The sequence below is a fragment of the Arsukibacterium ikkense genome, from assembly GCF_000987775.1.
GTDB classification, from domain to species: Bacteria; Pseudomonadota; Gammaproteobacteria; order Enterobacterales; family Alteromonadaceae; genus Alishewanella; species Alishewanella ikkense.
On record NZ_LAHO01000016.1, the window covers coordinates 35,890 to 53,430 of the forward strand.

Below are 17,541 nucleotides of genomic sequence, written 5' to 3' on the forward strand. Positions count from 1 at the left end.
AGAAGAAACCGGGTCTAGTTTTTCAGCTGCAGCCAGTGCAGCACACCTGATTATACTAATATAACCCCCGCAGCGATTATTTTTTAATCAGATACACGTATTAAAGTCGCGAATTCTAGCATTAAAGCCAGCCGCTATCCATGGTACAGCGAAAAATTCTCTGCAAAATCATTGAACCCTGACCAGCGAATTTGGTCAGCTGGCACCAGCCAATTTCACTGCTGAAGTACCCACTTGATTGGGATAGCGCGGCGCAGTGCTAAAACAAGCGCAAACAAAAGCCACCAGTTGGCGGCTTGTCAATACGACTAATTAGTTAGCAAGATTTGCCAAGGGTACCTGCGCCGCAACGTCGGCATCGTAGTCAACCCCGTGAAAACCAAAACCAAATAAATGTAAAAATTCAGTATGGTAGCCATCATAGTCGGTCAGGCTGTCAATGGTGTCAGTGCTTACCTGATCCCACAGCGCGGCCACTTTATCCTGTACGTTATCAGCCAGCTCTTTGCCGTCCATCCGTAAGCGGCCGCCATCGTCCAGCAAAGGCGTGTCGCTGTACAAGCCAAGACGGAATAAGCCGTTAATTTGCTCAATACAGCCTTCATGGCTGCCCTGCTCTTTCATCACCCGGTATAACAAGGAAATATACAGTGGCATAATGGGGATAGCAGAACTGGCCTGGGTCACCAGCGCTTTGAGTGATGCCACATAGGCTTTAGCTTTAACGTCGCTAAGTTTGCTGCGGATGGCACCGGCAGCCCGATCTAAATCTTCTTTGGCCCGGCCAATAGTCGCTTTACCATAAATGGGCCAGGTCAGCTTTTTACCAATATAGGTGTAAGCTACCGTCTGGCAGTTATCGGCCAGTACGCCGGCAGCATGCAGTTGATCTAACCAACGCTCCCAATCTTCACCGCCCATTACTTTAACGGTATTGAAGATTTCATCGTCATTGGCCGGCTCTACCGACACTTCTTCAATTTCGCGCTTAGTGGTGTTCAGGTTTTTGGCTGTATAGGCTTGGCCTATCGGCTTTAAAACTGAACTATACACTTCACCGCTAACCGGATCTTTACGCCGTGGTGCCGCCAGGCTATAGACGACTAAGTCAATTTTGCCCATGTCGCTGCGGATCAGGTTAATCGCTTCGGCTTTTAGCTCATCAGTAAAAGCATCACCATTCAGGTGTTTATTCCATAAACCTTCAGTGGCAGCAGCTTGCTCAAAGGCTGCGGTGTTGTACCAGCCGGCAGATCCTGTTTTGCTGTCAGTAGGCGCTTTTTCAAAAAAGATACCTAAGGTGTTTGCACCTGAGCCAAAGGCGGCAGTAATTCTTGACGCCAGGCCATAACCGGTTGACGCCCCGATAACCAACACATTTTTCGGACCATTGGTGACCGGCCCCTGCTGCTTAACATAGTCAATTTGCTGTTTAACATTCTCAGCACAGCCTACCGGATGCGCATTAGTACAGATAAAACCACGAATTTTCGGTTGAATAACCATATGAAGTCCTGCTGTTAGCTCGCTAAAAAATTACGCTAGTGTAAAACTTTAACGCAGAAAACAGGTCTGATCAGCCTGTTTATTTCATTTGCGCGCAAATTAGCCAGATAAATCTAGTCAGACAACCCTAAAACAGGGCTTTATCGGTTTTGCTACCACCAAAACATTTCGGTGAGGCCGGTGGTTTCTCTGCATAGTATTCGTACCATTCAGACGGGGTATAGGTGTGCAAAGCCAGCGCATGAATTTTTTCAGCTAACTCTTCGGCCACAATGGCATTCACTGCCCGATGGCGCTGCAATAAACGCATACCGTCAAAAGCCGGTGTCACAATTACCACCTTAAAATGCGATTCAGAGCCGGCCGGTACGTTATGGTTGCCACTTTCGTTGATCACTTCTAAAAACACCGGCTCAAAGGCGTTCAGTAATTTTTGTTCTATAGCGGTATGAATTAACATGGTTCTCATTCCCTGACGTGAGATATAAACTGATCTTAGTTAAGCAGACCGTTGTTGTCGCCTGCTTTTTCAGGCTTGGGTTAACACCGCCAGCTAACAAACTGGCAGCCTTACTAAAAATAGTTTTGTCTAACAAACTGGCGTTATATATCTAAAAGTAAGGTTAAGCCGTGGCGCAGCCACCCGACGTTGCTTGGGCAGGCTATGCTGCCAGTGCTGCTGACAGGCACCGGCCATCAGTAATAAACTGCCATTGTCCAGTTGCAATTGCAGCCGATGGCTCAGGGTTCTATGCCTGAGGTCAAACCGGCGGCTCGCGCCTAAACTGAGTGAAGCAATAAGCGGCGCCATACCTAGTTCCGGTTCATCATCCGCATGCCAGCCCATATGGTCCTGACCATTTGCATACAGATTAAGCAATACGCAATTAAAAGCACTGGTAGTCGCATCACTTACCTGCTGACAAAGCTGCTGCACGGCTGGGTGCCAGGGCGTTGGCTCAAAGCGCACACCAGAATATTGATAACTGCAATGGGACTCGCCCATCCAGACCTGCTGGCGTGGGATCTTGACGGTTTTGCCGTAAATACGGATTTGCTCCTGGCGCCAGGCTAATTCAGCAATAAGCCGGGTTTGCAACGCGTGGCTTGCATCAGCGTTTAACCAGCCTGGCCAAAGCGTCAACGCTGCATCAGGCAATAAAAAGTGCTGTGCAACCGCTTTGCGGTTGTCGCTCTGCGTCTGGCGTGTCAAAATGCGGCTCTCTCTGCTAAGACGTTGTTGCTATGAATACCCAATTTCAGTTCGGTCAGATCAATCTGACACTCCAGCGCTGGCCACTCAATCAACCGAATCGCAGTTTGCAAGCCTGGGACGCCGCCGATGAGCTGCTTATAGATGCAGCGAACAGCGCGATTAACGAATACCAACAAGCACATGCTACCACACCGCAGTTACTGATCATTAATGACAGCTTTGGTGCGCTATCCTGTGCGTTGGCGCACTGCCCGCAAGTCAGCAGTACTGATTCTTACCTGGCAAAGCAAGCAATCGCACACAACCGGGCAGCTAATGCCCTGGACAGCCAGCCGCTGGTAAGTTATGACAGTGTAACCCCGTTGCCGGCCACCGCGGATATAGTGTTACTGAAGCTGCCCAATAACCATAGTTATCTGAGTTTTATTTTAAGCCAGCTGGCCGCAGTGGTGAATAGCAGCACTGTCATTCTGGCAGCAGCTAAAGCCAAAGATATTAACCGCAATGTGCTGGACATGTTCGATAAGCAACTGGGTCAGGCCCAGGCGTCTCTCACGGTAAAAAAATGCCGGTTAATCCGCTGTCAGGCCGGTCCTGCTAAAACGCAGCCACTATTCCCATTGCAATGGCCACTGGAAGAATCCGGCTTTATCTTAGTTAATCATGCTAATGTTTTCGCGCGGGAAAAGTTAGATTTAGGTGCGCGTTTTTTGCTACAGCATCTGCCGCAGGACACCGCAGGCCAGCTTATAATCGATTTAGGCTGTGGTAATGGTGTATTGGGGCTGACCATGCTAAAGCAGCAGCCAGACATGCATATGGTGTTTACGGATGAGTCTTATATGGCAGTGGCATCGGCTAAAGCCAATGTTGAACTGAACATCCCGCAGTGCCTGGCGAGTGCCGAATTTATCGTGGATGACTGCCTGGCCAGCCAACCCGATCAAACGGCTGATCAGATTATTTGTAACCCGCCTTTTCATCAGCAACAGACAGTTACGACGCATATCGCCACCCAAATGTTTGCCGAGGCTAAACGGGTATTGAAACGCGGTGGCCGCTTGCGTATTGTGGCTAACCGTCACCTGAATTATCAGCAGCAACTGCAGCGGTTATTTGGCCACTGCCAACAGTTAGCCGCAAATCCAAAGTTTGTAATACTAGAAGCCATTAAAAGGAGCTAAGCCGATGCGAACTGTGTTGCTGTGTTTATTCTTGCTGGCCGGATGCGCCAGTAAGCCGCCAATGTTAATTGTCAGCCCGCAAGTATTCTGGCCACAGGCGCCGTCCCTGGCGCAAAGCACATTCAGCTTTTACCTGCTTGATCACCGTTCAAGCCTGAATACCCTGGTTATTCAACGGGGTAATAAAAGCGATGGTTACGCCACCGCCAATGATCTCAGAGCAGAACTGGAACAAACTGTAGCAGATGCACTGCGTGCCCGCGGTGCCAATGTCAGTAGCCAGAGTCAACGCTCACTAACCATTCAGATTAATCAGTTACAGGCCCGGGTCAATCAACGGCCACTCGATCATGAAGTCGTTAACCAGGTAACAATGACAGTGCTGGTGCAAAATAACGGTAATAGCTTTTCTAAAGCTTACAGTGGCGACAGCCGGGTAATAGCGCCATTGCGAGCCGATATCGCCGTGATTGAACGCGAGTTAAGGGTGCTGACCGAACAGGTGCTTACCGACCTGTTAGGTGACGACAGCTGGCAAACCTTTATTAGGAGATAAGACAATGCGTGTATTGTTAGCTTTTCTGGTAGCGCTGTGGGTGTTGCCGTTACAGGCCGGCCAGTTTATGCAGCCCAATAATCTGTTCCCAAGGGTTGAACTGGACACCACCGCCGGCATTATAGTGCTGGAGCTGGATCGCAGCCGCGCACCGCTTACCGTCAATAACTTTCTAAGTTATGTAAAACGTAACGCCTACAATAATACCGTATTTCATCGGCTAATCGCCGGTTTTGTGGTGCAAGGTGGCGGCTACAACATGCAATTTAAAGAGATTGAACAAGGTAAAGCTATCTTTAACGAGTCAGGCAACGGTCTGAAAAACCAATATGGCAGCATTGCTATGGCCAGACTATCTGACCCACACAGTGCCAGTAGCCAGTTTTATATTAACCTCGCCGACAACAACAGCCTCGATCCCGGCTCGCGCTGGGGCTATGCCGTATTTGGTCAGGTGGTCAGTGGCTTTGACGTGCTGGATAAAATCAATGCATTGGAAACCGAAACCAGTGAACAGCTCGGTTGGCCTGACGTACCAAGCCAGCCGCTGCTATTAAAAACGGTGCGCCTGCTGCCAAGCGAGTAAAACCGGCTATACTTGCCTTAATTGTTGGCCCTTTTGCAACAGTTAAGGCAGACCATGACAGAACGATTTATCGAACTTAAATCTCAGCAACTGGTGTACTACGTATCCCGGTTTTTACGCGGTCGGCTTGCCCACAGCGAATTACATTTGTTTGTCTGGGATACTCTGGAAGAATGGTCGCAATTTCAAATGCGGGCAGGCGCTCCCGGCAGCTTACGAGAGTGGGTATTCTGGCATCTGCTGCATGAACTGGAATTCTGGTCTGCCCATAGCTTGCGGCATAACCGCCAGCTGCGCAGAAATATTCAGGATTGCCTGTGTTTTTTGCGCGGTAAAGGCCATTGCCCGCTGGATTGTATTGGTGTCAGACCTTAATCACTTGACCTGAATTATCAGCAAGGTAAGCTTGCACACAGCTTTCCTGACCGGATATATTCTTTGACTTCTTATTTTTGCTGGCTGTCTGGCCTGGGTATTTATTTCCAACGCCGGGTGCTGAGTATCTTCGTTTTGGGTTTCTCCAGTGGTTTGCCGCTGATGCTGGTTTTCGGCGTGTTATCGTTTTGGTTGCGTGAAGCAGAAGTATCACGTGCAGACATTGGTTACTTTAGTTGGGTGGCTTTAGCCTATGCAATAAAATGGTTGTGGTCGCCGTTAGCGGATCACCTGAAAATTCCGCTGTTACACAAACTCCTGGGCAGAAGACGCAGCTGGCTGCTTACCTCGCAGGTTTTAGTTACTTTTGCCATTTGTAGTATTGCCCTGACCGATCCACAACAGAATTTGGCACTGATGGCCACGCTGGCAGTGATACTGGCATTTGCCTCTGCAACTCAGGATATTAATGTTGATGCTTTTCGTATCGAAAGTGCTGAGGTTGAACTCCAGGCAGCCCTTGCTGCTGCCTATCTTTCAGGCTACCGGTTAGCGATGATTCTGGCGTCAGCCGGTACCCTGTGGTTAGCCGCTATATTCTCTGATGGTTCAGCGTATGATTTAGCTGGCTGGCAGCAAGCGTACCTGGTTATGGGGCTCTGTATGTTACCTGGCATCGCAACGACGTTACTTTGCAAAGAACCGGAAAGTGGCCTGAAGCAACAGCAATTTATTGAGGGTACGCTAGTTCAACGTTTTGTTGCCTGGCTGAAACAAGCTGTAGTGGCCCCTTTTACTGATTTTTTCGAACGCTATAAGTGGCATGCTTTACTTATTCTGGCACTGATAGCCTGTTATCGAATTTCAGATGTGGTGATGGGCGTAATGGCCAATGCTTTTTATGTGGACATGGGCTATAGCAAAGAAGAAGTTGCCAGCGTCTCTAAAATTTTCGGGGTAATCATGACGTTGGTTGGCGCAGCCCTTGGCGGCGTGCTGATTAATCAGTTTGGCGTTATCAAGGTGTTATTTGTCGGCGCCCTGTTAAGCGCGATAACAAATATCTTGTTTTCCGCATTAAGCCATATTGGATACGATTTGATGTGGCTGACACTGGTTATCTCGGCCGACAACTTAAGTGCAGGTATTGCCACCAGCGCCTTCATTGCGTATTTATCGTCTTTAGTTAATTTAGCATTCACCGCAACGCAATATGCCATGTTTAGTTCATTAATGCTGCTTTTACCAAAGTTTACCGGTGGTTTCTCCGGGCAATGGGTTGACCAGCTAGGTTACAGCAATTTCTTTATAATGACGGCGGTAATGGGCATTCCAGCACTGGTATTAATCATTGTACTGGCAAGAGTTAAAGAACTGGCACCCAATAAAAAAGCCGCTGATTAGCGGCTTTTTCTGTGGTTTAAATTTAAGCGCTAAGCACTTGCTTTAACCCTTCGGTTGGGTCAACTTCCAATGCCTGACAATAACGTACATACTCGATGACGTCTAAGCGGCGTTCCTGGTTTTCAACTTTACCGATAAATGAATGGGGCGTCCCTAAGATTTCAGACAAACTGCGCATAGTGTGGCCTTTGTCCTGACGTTGTCGCTTTAACCAGACACAAAGACGTTTATTTTCGTCTGAAATTACACTTTTAGTACCTTTCATATTTTTTGTTCTCCCAGCGTGTTACGCTTTTATTATGATCAACCAGCCTTCCTGCGAAAAAAAATCCAAACCTTATTGCCAACGCAATAAGCAATTTAAAACGGTTAATTAAACCATAGGATGCGACGAGCGTATAGCTACAAGCGTTAAAAAATGTACAACTACTTTACATCGATAAAAGCAAGCAACGACGCAGCGACCGACATGCGGATTGAAAACGGTAATCACTATAGGAATTTTGAGGTTTTAAAAATGGTTAAATTATTGTTTCTAGTACCTTTATTAATGTGTGCCATCTGGTATTTGTATTTGCAGCAAAACAACTGGAGCCTGGCACAGGGCAAAAAAGGTTTTATCTACATTATTGCCTTTAACCTTGTCATAGCGCTGGTTTTAACCTTGTTGTTGTTTGCTACCCGCCAATAAGGCAACCAGCAAACGTAGAGACGGCTTTGCCGAAAAATCAGCCAAAGCCGTCTAAAATAATTTACAAAAAAGCCACTTTTTCTAAACAGAAAATGATGAGCCACAACCACAGGTGGTGGTCGCATTCGGGTTCTGGACAATAAAGCGACTGCCCTGCAAACCGTCAGTGTAATCTACCACGCCTCCCATCAGATATTGCAGGCTCATCGGATCGACAACCATCGCCACCCCCTGCTTCTCCACCGTTAAATCACCGTCATTTACTTTTTCATCAAACGTAAAACCGTACTGAAAACCTGAACAGCCGCCACCGGTAATATAAACCCGAAGCTTCAGGTTCGGATTTTCTTCCTCGCTAACCAAGGCTGCGACCTTACGAGCGGCAGCGTCAGTAAATTCTATAGGGATTTGCATATCAGACATGAGAGCTCCAACAGGGGTTACAACGGCACAAATTATCTAATACCTGAGTAATTTATTCAAGTATTTCCCCGATATAGGTTTAACACACTGCTAATTTTACCTTACAACAGCAATTAATATCTGCCAGCTCAGATGCTTATGTTAGACTTAGCCCATCGTTTAACTGATTATTCTTCTTATGCGGCGATGGCAAGAGTGGCTGCCCGGGTTGCAGCGCCGGTTAGCTCTACCACAAACCTCTTTACAGTTGTGCCTGTTGGGCATGCTTGGCGGCCTGATTGCGGCCTTACTGATCATTATTTTCCGACTGGCTATTGTGGCATTACAAAGCCTTTTTTTAAGCCAATCTGATGACTTTGCCAGTGCCGATCCCGAAATCGTCTGGCTGTTGCCGCTGGCTGGCGCTGTTATTATTGGCGTTATTGCGTTTATCACCGGCTACCGGCACTATCGGCTCGGTATCCCTTTCGTTATTCACCGCATCAAAACCCGCTACGGCATTATGCCTTTTCGCAACACCTTAAATCAGTTTTTTGGCGGCATCGTTGCACTGGCCAGTGGCTTTTCGGTCGGGCGGGAAGGCCCCTCGGTTCACCTGGGGGCTTATGGGGCCAGTACCGTTGGCCGCTATTTACAGCTACCCTACAACAGCATTCGTATTTTAGCGGGCTGTGGCATTGCTGCCGGCATTTCCGCCTCTTTTAACACCCCGTTAGCGGCTGTTATTTTTGTGATGGAAGTGGTGTTACGCGAATACCGGATCCATGTATTTATCCCGATCATGCTGGCGTCGGTAGTTGGCGCGCTGGCCACGCAACTGGTATTTGGTCATGACAGGGAACTGGCGTCACTGGATATTGTGGCGATCAGTATCTGGCATTTTCCTTACCTGATTATTTGCGGCATCATTTTTGGTGCGGTGGCATTTTTGTTTAATCAAAATCTGATGCGGCTGATACGCTGGTTTAAAGATTGGCCATTATTAGTCAGATTAGCGTTGGCCGGGGTGATTACCGCAGCAGTGGGTTACCTTATCCCACATGCCATGGGGGCTGAAACCGGGGCTATTTATCATGCGGTTAATAATCCAACCGACTTGCAACTGTTACTGGTTATCTTTATCGGCAAGTTGGTATTAACCATTGTCGCCCTGGGCTTAGGTGTGCCCGGTGGCGTGATAGGCCCGGTATTTGGCATTGGTATTGTATTAGGTACAATATTGGCGATTGTGCCAGCTATCTTTATTGGCGACAGCAGCACCGCTGGCACTTACGCCGTACTGGGCATGGCTGGGCTAATGGCAGCAACCTTACATGCCCCCCTGGCAGCTTTACTGGCAGTCATCGAACTGGCATCGAACCAGCAAATTATTCTGCCGGCGATGGTGGTCATTATTACGGCCTATGTTACGACCGTGCAGTTCTTTAACAACAAATCCATTTTTATGATGCAACTGGACTTTTTGCAAATGCCTTACAAACTGGCGCCGGCTGACGATATTCTGCAAAAAGTCGGCGTACTGGCCTTACTCAATAAAGAATATGTGCTGCTCAGTAATGCCGATGAAAGCACAGTGCGCCAGCAATTAGCGCTATTGCAGCCGCCAACCCAGTTGCTACTGAAACAAACACAGGGCGATACCACCGAATTTGTTGCCGCCAGCTATGATGTCAGCCTGTCGCTCAGCGGTGATAGTGCTATTCAGTACCAGAAAGTGGCGGGGCTGTCTCATCAGACAACGATGGCCGAAGTATTCTCTCTGCTGGAAGATAATCGTGATGGTCTGGTGTATATTTATCAGGATACGCCGACTGAACCCATTGGCATTATTCGCTGGGACCAGGTTCGCAGCTTACTGACTAAACAGAATAATCTACTATGAGCCTGATCCTGTTATATAAAGCGTTGCACGTGTTTTTTATGGTTGCCTGGTTTGCCGGTATATTCTATCTGCCGCGGCTGTTTGTTTATCATGCCGAAACCCGCAGTGACGACTGCAATCAAACCTTTAAAGTGATGGAACGACGCTTGTTGTTTTTCGTCACGCCATTCGCCGTCCTAACCCTGGTGTTCGGTCTGTTGTTAATTGCTGCCTACGGTAAAGCCTGGTTTGTTGCCAGTGGCTGGCTGCATCTTAAGTTGGTGCTGGTGCTACTGCTGTATGGCTACCATGGCTGGTGCTTTAAATTGCTGGCCGATTTTAAGCACGACCGCAACCGGCACAGTCCGCGTTTCTACCGGGTTTTTAATGAGCTACCTGTACTACTGCTGCTCGCTATTATTTTACTGGCCACTTTAAAACCACTGATCCGCTGAACTCGCTTTTGCCAGCCGGTTTTGCGTATATACCCGTCGTCTTTCAAACTGCACGGGTGTTGGCTGCACCCATTCACTCCAATCACTTAGTACAGCTAAGCTCATGGAGATTCACGGTCTTGCCGCCTACGTGCATTTCGAAATCCATAAGGTATAATAGTGGCCACTTTGCGCCGGGTTCGGCGCCTAACGGCAAGTGTTTAGTGAGTATTGACTATGAGCTTCAAGGGTCAGCATATCCTGTCTGTCAAACAGTTCGATCGTGACAGCATCACTCAGATTTTTGATATAGCCCGCCAGATGGCACCCTATGCCAGCCGTAAAAAGCGCACCCGGGTGCTTGATGGCGCCATCTTAGGCAACCTGTTTTTCGAGCCCAGCACCCGTACCCGGGTCAGTTTTGGTTGTGCCTTCAATCTGCTTGGTGGCGAAGTGCGGGAAACTACCGGCATGGAATCTTCAGCCTTATCTAAAGGTGAGTCATTATTTGATACCGCCCGGGTGATCAGCAGCTACAGCGATGTAATAGCCATGCGCCACCCGCAGGCCGGCTCAGTAGCGGAATTTGCTGAAGGTAGCCGGGTGCCGGTACTGAATGGCGGTGACGGTGCCAATGAGCACCCCACCCAGGCGCTGCTTGACCTGTTTACTATTGAACGCGAACTGGCCGCTTCGGGCCAGCAAATCGATGGCATGCACATTGCCATGGTAGGTGACTTAAAGTTTGGCCGCACCGTGCACTCCTTGTCTAAGTTACTCTGTTTGTATCGCAACGTTAAACTCACCCTGGTATCGCCGGCTGAACTGGCGATGCCAGATGATATCATCAGCGGCCTGACCAATGCCGGCCATCAACTGGTAATTAGTGATAAACTGGCAGGCCATTTAAATGCGGATATTGTCTATCAAACCCGCATTCAGGAAGAGCGCTTCCCATCAAAAGCCGACGCTGACCAGTATCGTGGCAAGTTTCGGTTAAATCAGGAAATTTATACCCGCTACTGTAAATCGAATACGGTGATTATGCATCCATTGCCACGCGATTCCCGTATCGAAGCCAATGAATTAGACAACGATTTAAACCTTAATCCCAACCTTGCTATTTTCCGCCAGGCCGATAATGGCATTTTGGTACGAATGGCCTTGTTTGCACTGACCCTGGGAGTAGAAAACATCGTTAAAGATTACGAATGTGCTGTGCCCTGGTACACCAATAAGTAACGTCGCCTGTATAAAACACGGCCATCACTACAGCAACACCTAACTGCTAACGGAATTTATTATGTCTTTATCTGAAACCCTGTTTCAACGTGCCCAACTTACTATCCCGGGAGGGGTTAACTCACCGGTACGCGCTTTTAAAAGTGTTGGCGGCAGCCCGGTATTTATTGAGCGCGCCGACGGCGCTTACTTGTATGATGTCGATGGCAAGCGCTATATCGACTACATTGGCTCCTGGGGGCCAATGTTACTGGGACATAATCATCCGGCTATTCGCGATGCAGTTATCAAGGCTGCCGCCAACGGTTTAAGTTTTGGCGCACCTTGCCCGGCCGAAATCGATATGGCTGAAAAAGTCGCCCAACTGGTGCCATCAATGGAAATGGTGCGGATGGTCAGCTCAGGTACTGAAGCAACGATGAGCGCTATTCGCCTGGCCCGTGGCTATACCGGCCGCGATACCATTTTAAAATTTGAAGGCTGTTACCACGGCCATGCAGACTCATTACTGGTTAAGGCTGGCTCTGGAGCCCTGACGCTGGGGGTACCGAACTCACCCGGTGTACCGGCAGACTTTGCTAAATACACCCTGACCTGTGAATTCAATAACCTGGCCCAGGTAGAACAAATTTTTGCCGAAAAAGGCGCTGATATTGCCTGTATTATTGTCGAGCCGGTAGCCGGCAATATGAACTGCATCCCGCCAGAGCCTGGCTTTCTGGAAGGATTACGCCGGATTTGTGATCAATACCACAGCGTATTGATCTTTGATGAAGTAATGACCGGCTTCCGGGTCGCCTTAGGTGGCGCCCAGGCGGTATATCAGGTTACCCCTGATCTAACTACCCTGGGTAAAATTATTGGCGGCGGCATGCCCGTCGGCGCCTTTGGCGGTAAGCGGGCGATAATGGAGCAGATTGCACCGCTGGGGCCGGTATACCAGGCAGGCACGCTGTCGGGCAATCCTATTGCCATGGCCGCTGGCCTGGCGGCATTAACCGAAATCAGCAAGCCCGGCGTATATGAAAAGCTTACTGCAAAAACCAGTCAGCTGATCACCGGCCTTGGCAACGCTGCACAGCAACACGGCGTGCCAATGACCTTTAATCAGGTTGGCGGCATGTTTGGGTTTTTCTTTAGCAGCGAAACCCGGGTAAGCAATTATCAGCACGCTACCCAATGTGATGGCGACGCGTTTAAACGCTTTTTTCATTTAATGCTGCAGCAGGGTATTTATCTGGCGCCCTCAGCGTTTGAAGCAGGTTTTCTGTCACTGGCCCACAGCGATGACGATCTGGCCGCAACGGTCGATGCCGCGGCTAAAAGCTTCGCGGCACTTTAGCACCTGCCCAGCTAACCGCGGTTTTGAAGCCAGACAATGTCGGTATCATAATGGCGCGGTTGTACTGAATAAAAGCTGCCGGCACTACTGCTGTGAATTTCCAGCGGCAGTGTCGCCGTGGGCCACGGATAACTGCTAATTTCAGCCGTGTGCCAGTCGTAACTCTGCAGTTGTCGCTGCGCTATGTTTAGCCATTGTAATTGTTGGTTATTGCTGGTCCATTGCTCAGGTAGTATATGGTGCCAATTTAAACTGACCGGCAACGGCCTTAATTGGGTTGGTTGGTCTGGCGACCAAAACGACAGCACCGAGTCATTGTAAAATTGCAGCACTAAGCCGCCAGGCGCGCATTTTACATTCACTACTCCTGACAGTAATACTGCCGGTTGCTGTTGCTGATAATGCATCAGCTGCCAGCCGTCGTCATCCTGTACTGTCCAGTACAAATGATTATCACAGCTTTGATACCGTCCTGACACCCGTTGCTCAACAATTGGCGCTAAACTGCCATCGCTTAAACTCACTTGAAACAGCTTATTATCCACTACAGCTAACAGTGTTTGCTGATGCCAGAGTAATTGCTGAATATACTGGCCGCTGTCTAAGCGTGACAGCTGACGACTATCACCGTCTTGCGTCAGCCAAATCTGATTATCACCGGCCCGCTCTGACACAAAGGCCAGCTGCGTCTCATTCGCTGCAAACAAGCGCTCGTTACGGTTACTGGGTTGCACACTACTTTGTTTATCGAGCTGAGTACCAGAACGCACCCACTGCACAATATCGCTGGTGTAATCCAGATACTGGGTACTGAGTATTCGCTGTTGGTAACGCTGTGGCTGAGTCAGCCCCCAGGTCATGGGGCCAAGGCTCAGCAGCTTGCGGCTTTTCAGGTTAAGCAGCTGCAGTGGCTTATTAAGTAGCGTTAACAAAGCGTGTTGGCTATCCCAGCTGCTACTGGCGACAATTTTTTGGTCAAAATCGGCAATATTTGTCAGCTGTTGCTTCGCCAGATCGACTCGCAATAGCCGGCTACGATAGAAATCGTATTGAGCAATCAGATATAACGCTCCTGCTACCACTACCAGCTGGTCAACACTGCGCCATGTTGCCGGTAACTGCAGTACCCGCGTGACAGTACCATCTGCGCCGCGCTGCCATAACTCATAGCGCTGTGACGCACTAGCATAGTCAAGCCAATACCATTGCTCAGCTAGCAGCGCCAGCCCTTGCGGAATCACCTGCTGACAAGGTAGTACTTTACGGGCAGTTTGAAAGTCAGGCAGTACCTGTTGTTGATAAAAATAGCATTGTTGTTGTTCATCCAGCGCCCGAAACAGCAGTTGACTGTCGGTTAGCCACTGCGGTTGGCTGATTTGCTGATAATACCCGCTACTGTAGCTGACTTGCAGGCTGGTTAAATCCTGCCGGGCCAGTTGCTGTGGCGCTGCTTCTGTGGTTCGGTAAACATAAAAAGCGTGCTGTTGCGCCGCTGACAATGTCGGCCAGAACTCCTGCCCGGTAATAGCGCTTAACGGCTTTACGGTATCCGGCAGCTGGGTAAATGGCACTACCGTCACGCTCGCCAGCAGGTAGGCTAAGCCCGCCCCACCCAGCAGCAAAGCGGCGCCGACACTACTGATAAAGCGCCAGGGTAAGCTGTTAGGCACAGCAGCATGTTGCCTTGATACCTGAGCAATCGCAGCAGGCAGCGGGCTGGCTGTTGCCGGCGCAAACTGGCTGCTGGTTAGCGGCTCAATCTGACAAAGCCAGCGATAGCCTTTTTTTGAAATGGTCGCGATATAAAGTGGCGCTTTAACGTTATCGCCCAGCACTTTGCGTAAGGCACCAACTGCGCGCATCACCGCGGCATCAGTGCCCTCGGAAGGAGGCCAGACATCGTCAATCAGGGTATCTTTAGTGATCACCAGATTAGGATGCAGCAAAAAGTAATTCAGCAGGCTGTGCAGCCTTGGTTCCAATACTACTGGCGTGGTATTGGTCATTTCTGGTGCCACCGGCAGTAAATGGCCATAAGCCGCCTGATAATACCAGTCGCCTATTTTTACCAAGGGTTCTAAATTCGACATTAAGGTCCGCCTGACTAAAGTGTCAGGGCGGATTATACCTTAATAAACTAAAAAGTAGAGTGTATCTGCTTTTGAAACAGCATTAATCTGCCTCAGGCCAGCTGCGTTTCATCTTTTTTATCTTTAGTGGTATCTGTATCGCCCGTTGGCTTAGGAGCAGAACTATCTGATGGCACCGGTTTCTGTTGATCCGGGTCGCGGCAGGTTGGCCACCACTGACAAGCATATAAATCATCTAGTATCAGTTGCTCACTACCAAAAGTATGGTTATTCACGTTACTGGCAGCTAGGGCTAAGGTCAAGCCGGAAGTAATAACCAGTGCTTTAAATACTTTAATCATGATTCGATCTCCGAGTTATATCACTTTTTAGGGGTCGCAAGCTTGTGCTTAACAACTAAAACCCTACTCCTGAACCCGTGATTAAACTCGATGATTTTTCAATAAAAACCTTATAAAAAGTCGTTCTAATAACTAATTTCCGCAATATCGAAATCGGCCCTGGCAGCTTCCAGAAAGTACACCTCTGTTTCATCAACTGAGATACTAAAGCGGCTATGATACAAAAAGTCGTTTATAACTTGTGTGTTAATCTCACTGGTTGCAAGATTAAAATACCGCAGCTGATATTGGCTATCATCAAGCAAATGGCTGAAATAAAACCCCCGCTGGCGTAAATCAAATTTAAAAAAAGCCTGATCTGCAGGCGTTCCTAATTTTAGCTCCTGGGTTTCACCATTGTTGTATTCAATTATAAAGCTTTTTGTATTGGCATCGCGCCAGATATTGTAATCAGCAATATAGCTTTGCTGATATAACTCACGGTCGGTTGCCAGCAGCCGTCTGTCAATTTCGCTATCAACAGAAGCAGCCATTATATCCCAGCGGCCCTGGCGTGACTGGGCATAAAATACCTCTTTGCCATCTCTGCTCCAGGCCGGATTAGCAACAGCCTCGCCATCCTGACCAACGATTTGCCTCAGTTCCCCCTTCAGATCCAACTGCCAGATACCGCTATTTAAATGCACCAGTAGTTGGTTGCCATCGGGGGAGAATACTAAACTGCGGATCCGCTCACGTGAACTAAAGTCTGAGAGCTGTTGCTGCCGCCCGTCGGCATAAAACAGCCAGACCTGCGGTAAACCTGAGCGCCGTGACACTACTGCAGTGGGCCCTGCTGGCCGGGGGTTAATTTCAACTGATGATTCATTACGATTAGAGCTAAACACCAGGCTGGCTGCAGGTTCAGCGCTAACCAGTTTATTATTTACTTTTTTAATATTGGTGTGCGAAAAAAAACCAACCGAGGCATAAATTTTACCCGTTACCGCCCCCAGCTGAATTTCGCTGGCATGATTATCCGTATAAGCCAGCTCGCGGCTCTGACCGCTGGCTACATCAACAATACCCAGTGAAGTAGGGCCCGAGGGGTAAATAATACTGCGATCATCCAGGGTCCAGTCAATATTGCCCGGGTAGGCATCATTAATCTGCACCAGCAACCGGGTTGCCCTGCTGGTTAAATCCAGCACCCAAATTTGCGCTGCCCCGGCGGCATCACGAATAAACGCAATTTTATCACCGGCGCGGGAATAGCGGCCAGCATAGTCGCCAAAGCTGCTGGTGGGTGGCACTGTTAACTGCTCGGCATTGCCACCGGCCAGCGGATACATCATCATCACCATTTGCCGCTGTTCAGCATCCAGGCTGGGATAAACAAGATAGCGACCATCCGGCGACCAGCTAATTCGCGCCGACACCGACTCCGGTGTACAGCGGGTAAGCAAACTATCGGTTTTTACCGCCATTGTCCGGGGTTCCAAGTCAATTAATCGAATTTCACAACCGCGATCCGCTAACATTCGATGATAAGCAATTTTAGTACCGTCCGGGCTAAAAGCGGCGCCCAGGCTATTGGAGTCTTCATCTGTCAACTGCACCCGTCGGTGGTTTTGTAAGTCTTGCAACTTAAGCACAGCAATGTGTTCAGTTCCCACACTGGCATAACTAAAAACCAGATAACGCTCATCTGGCGACACATTATGATAAAACTCCAGTCCATCCAGTGAGGTAATGGGTTTATAACGCCACAGTGGAATGGTGTTAAGCTCAGTAGCCTGTTTATTCGCATCAGGGCTTAACCAAAACTGCCAGGTAAACAGCATTAAAAGCGGAATTAGTAGCAGAGCCAGCCATTTTCCGGGTTGCCGCCGGCGCGACGGCGTGTTGCTGCCGGCATTTTGTTCAGCGCTGAGCGCCTCTGTTGCCAATATTGACCGCTCTGGAATGTCGGCCACATTGGCAATAAAGCGATAACCACGTTTAGGAATGGTTTCAATATAGGTAGGCTGGCGGGTATCGTCATCCAGAGCAACCCGGATTGCACGGATCACCCGCATTACCCGGCCATCAGATACATCACGGATCCCCCAAACGTCAGCCAGCAACTGATCTTTTGTCACCAGGCTACCAGCATGCACAATAAAGTAATTAACAACTTTCTGGCCAAGGTTATCTAAATCAGCAGTAGCGATAATGCCGCCCTGCTCATCTAATTTAACCAGCTTATCTTCTCTTGCCAGATAGTGCCATTCACCAACCAGCAGTGAGCGTTCGGGTTTAATTTCCATAA

The 17,541-nt window shown here is 48.9% G+C and carries 18 protein-coding genes; 10 read left to right on the forward strand and 8 right to left on the reverse strand.

Features of this window, described 5'->3' with window-relative positions; all coding sequences use genetic code 11:
* Positions 1 to 312 precede the first annotated feature (312 nt).
* The 3 genes from fabV to WG68_RS15400 form a co-directional block, all read right to left on the reverse strand.
* Positions 313 to 1,506: an enoyl-ACP reductase FabV gene (gene fabV / locus WG68_RS15390; RefSeq protein ID WP_046558615.1), complete on the reverse strand. Its 1,194-nt coding sequence runs from the start codon at positions 1,504 to 1,506 to the stop codon at positions 313 to 315.
* 127 nt (positions 1,507 to 1,633) lie between these two features.
* The gene (locus WG68_RS15395; RefSeq protein ID WP_046558616.1) at positions 1,634 to 1,966 is read right to left on the reverse strand and encodes a BolA family protein; all 333 of its coding nucleotides are present in this window, start codon (positions 1,964 to 1,966) and stop codon (positions 1,634 to 1,636) included.
* Between the two features lie 129 nt (positions 1,967 to 2,095).
* Positions 2,096 to 2,719 carry an alpha-ketoglutarate-dependent dioxygenase AlkB family protein gene (locus tag WG68_RS15400; protein ID WP_046558617.1) on the reverse strand — a complete coding sequence of 208 codons (624 nt, stop codon included), beginning with the start codon at positions 2,717 to 2,719 and terminating at the stop codon, positions 2,096 to 2,098.
* 32 nt (positions 2,720 to 2,751) lie between these two features.
* On the opposite strand from WG68_RS15400, the gene WG68_RS15405 reads away from it, so the two are divergent.
* From WG68_RS15405 to WG68_RS15425, 5 genes are all read left to right on the forward strand, one after another.
* Positions 2,752 to 3,906 carry a methyltransferase gene (locus tag WG68_RS15405; RefSeq protein WP_046558618.1) on the forward strand — a complete coding sequence of 385 codons (1,155 nt, stop codon included), beginning with the start codon at positions 2,752 to 2,754 and terminating at the stop codon, positions 3,904 to 3,906.
* A 4-nt stretch (positions 3,907 to 3,910) separates the two neighbouring features.
* Positions 3,911 to 4,462 (forward strand): YajG family lipoprotein, encoded by a 552-nt coding sequence (locus tag WG68_RS15410; RefSeq protein ID WP_046558619.1) that lies wholly within the window; start codon positions 3,911 to 3,913, stop codon positions 4,460 to 4,462.
* A 4-nt stretch (positions 4,463 to 4,466) separates the two neighbouring features.
* Positions 4,467 to 5,048 (forward strand): peptidylprolyl isomerase, encoded by a 582-nt coding sequence (locus tag WG68_RS15415; RefSeq protein WP_046558620.1) that lies wholly within the window; start codon positions 4,467 to 4,469, stop codon positions 5,046 to 5,048.
* Positions 5,049 to 5,102: 54 nt separating this feature from the next.
* Complete coding sequence (locus WG68_RS15420; RefSeq protein ID WP_046558621.1) at positions 5,103 to 5,423, forward strand: hypothetical protein; 321 nt, start codon at positions 5,103 to 5,105, stop codon at positions 5,421 to 5,423.
* A 63-nt stretch (positions 5,424 to 5,486) separates the two neighbouring features.
* Complete coding sequence (locus WG68_RS15425; protein WP_046558622.1) at positions 5,487 to 6,827, forward strand: AmpG family muropeptide MFS transporter; 1,341 nt, start codon at positions 5,487 to 5,489, stop codon at positions 6,825 to 6,827.
* Between the two features lie 22 nt (positions 6,828 to 6,849).
* Here the strand turns inward: WG68_RS15425 and WG68_RS19435 are convergent, their stop codons facing one another.
* Positions 6,850 to 7,092, reverse strand: a complete 243-nt coding sequence (locus WG68_RS19435) for a helix-turn-helix domain-containing protein (RefSeq protein WP_019675992.1) — start codon at positions 7,090 to 7,092, stop codon at positions 6,850 to 6,852.
* Between the two features lie 252 nt (positions 7,093 to 7,344).
* Here WG68_RS19435 and WG68_RS19730 point away from each other — a divergent pair, with 252 nt between their 5' ends.
* Positions 7,345 to 7,518 carry a hypothetical protein gene (locus WG68_RS19730; RefSeq protein WP_162836471.1) on the forward strand — a complete coding sequence of 58 codons (174 nt, stop codon included), beginning with the start codon at positions 7,345 to 7,347 and terminating at the stop codon, positions 7,516 to 7,518.
* 81 nt (positions 7,519 to 7,599) lie between these two features.
* Here the strand turns inward: WG68_RS19730 and erpA are convergent, their stop codons facing one another.
* Positions 7,600 to 7,941, reverse strand: a complete 342-nt coding sequence (gene erpA, locus WG68_RS15440) for an iron-sulfur cluster insertion protein ErpA (protein WP_046558624.1) — start codon at positions 7,939 to 7,941, stop codon at positions 7,600 to 7,602.
* Between the two features lie 178 nt (positions 7,942 to 8,119).
* Here erpA and WG68_RS15445 point away from each other — a divergent pair, with 178 nt between their 5' ends.
* From WG68_RS15445 to hemL, 4 genes are all read left to right on the forward strand, one after another.
* The gene (locus tag WG68_RS15445; RefSeq protein WP_046558625.1) at positions 8,120 to 9,823 is read left to right on the forward strand and encodes a chloride channel protein; all 1,704 of its coding nucleotides are present in this window, start codon (positions 8,120 to 8,122) and stop codon (positions 9,821 to 9,823) included.
* Positions 9,820 to 10,257, forward strand: coding sequence for a CopD family protein (locus WG68_RS15450; protein WP_046558626.1), 438 nt, complete (start codon positions 9,820 to 9,822; stop codon positions 10,255 to 10,257). The genes WG68_RS15445 and WG68_RS15450 overlap by 4 nt, the downstream gene beginning before the upstream one ends.
* 216 nt (positions 10,258 to 10,473) lie before the next feature.
* Complete coding sequence (locus WG68_RS15455; protein WP_046558627.1) at positions 10,474 to 11,478, forward strand: aspartate carbamoyltransferase; 1,005 nt, start codon at positions 10,474 to 10,476, stop codon at positions 11,476 to 11,478.
* A gap of 61 nt (positions 11,479 to 11,539) precedes the next feature.
* Positions 11,540 to 12,820, forward strand: a complete 1,281-nt coding sequence (gene hemL, locus WG68_RS15460) for a glutamate-1-semialdehyde 2,1-aminomutase (protein WP_046558628.1) — start codon at positions 11,540 to 11,542, stop codon at positions 12,818 to 12,820.
* Between the two features lie 11 nt (positions 12,821 to 12,831).
* On the opposite strand, the gene WG68_RS15465 is transcribed toward hemL, so the two are convergent.
* The 3 genes from WG68_RS15465 to WG68_RS15475 form a co-directional block, all read right to left on the reverse strand.
* On the reverse strand, positions 12,832 to 14,910 hold the full coding sequence (locus tag WG68_RS15465; protein ID WP_046558629.1) for a winged helix-turn-helix domain-containing protein: 2,079 nt from the start codon (positions 14,908 to 14,910) through the stop codon (positions 12,832 to 12,834).
* A 92-nt stretch (positions 14,911 to 15,002) separates the two neighbouring features.
* Complete coding sequence (locus tag WG68_RS15470; RefSeq protein ID WP_046558630.1) at positions 15,003 to 15,251, reverse strand: hypothetical protein; 249 nt, start codon at positions 15,249 to 15,251, stop codon at positions 15,003 to 15,005.
* A 125-nt stretch (positions 15,252 to 15,376) separates the two neighbouring features.
* Positions 15,377 to 17,539 carry a winged helix-turn-helix domain-containing protein gene (locus WG68_RS15475; protein ID WP_046558631.1) on the reverse strand — a complete coding sequence of 721 codons (2,163 nt, stop codon included), beginning with the start codon at positions 17,537 to 17,539 and terminating at the stop codon, positions 15,377 to 15,379.
* Between the last annotated feature and the right edge of the window lie 2 nt (positions 17,540 to 17,541).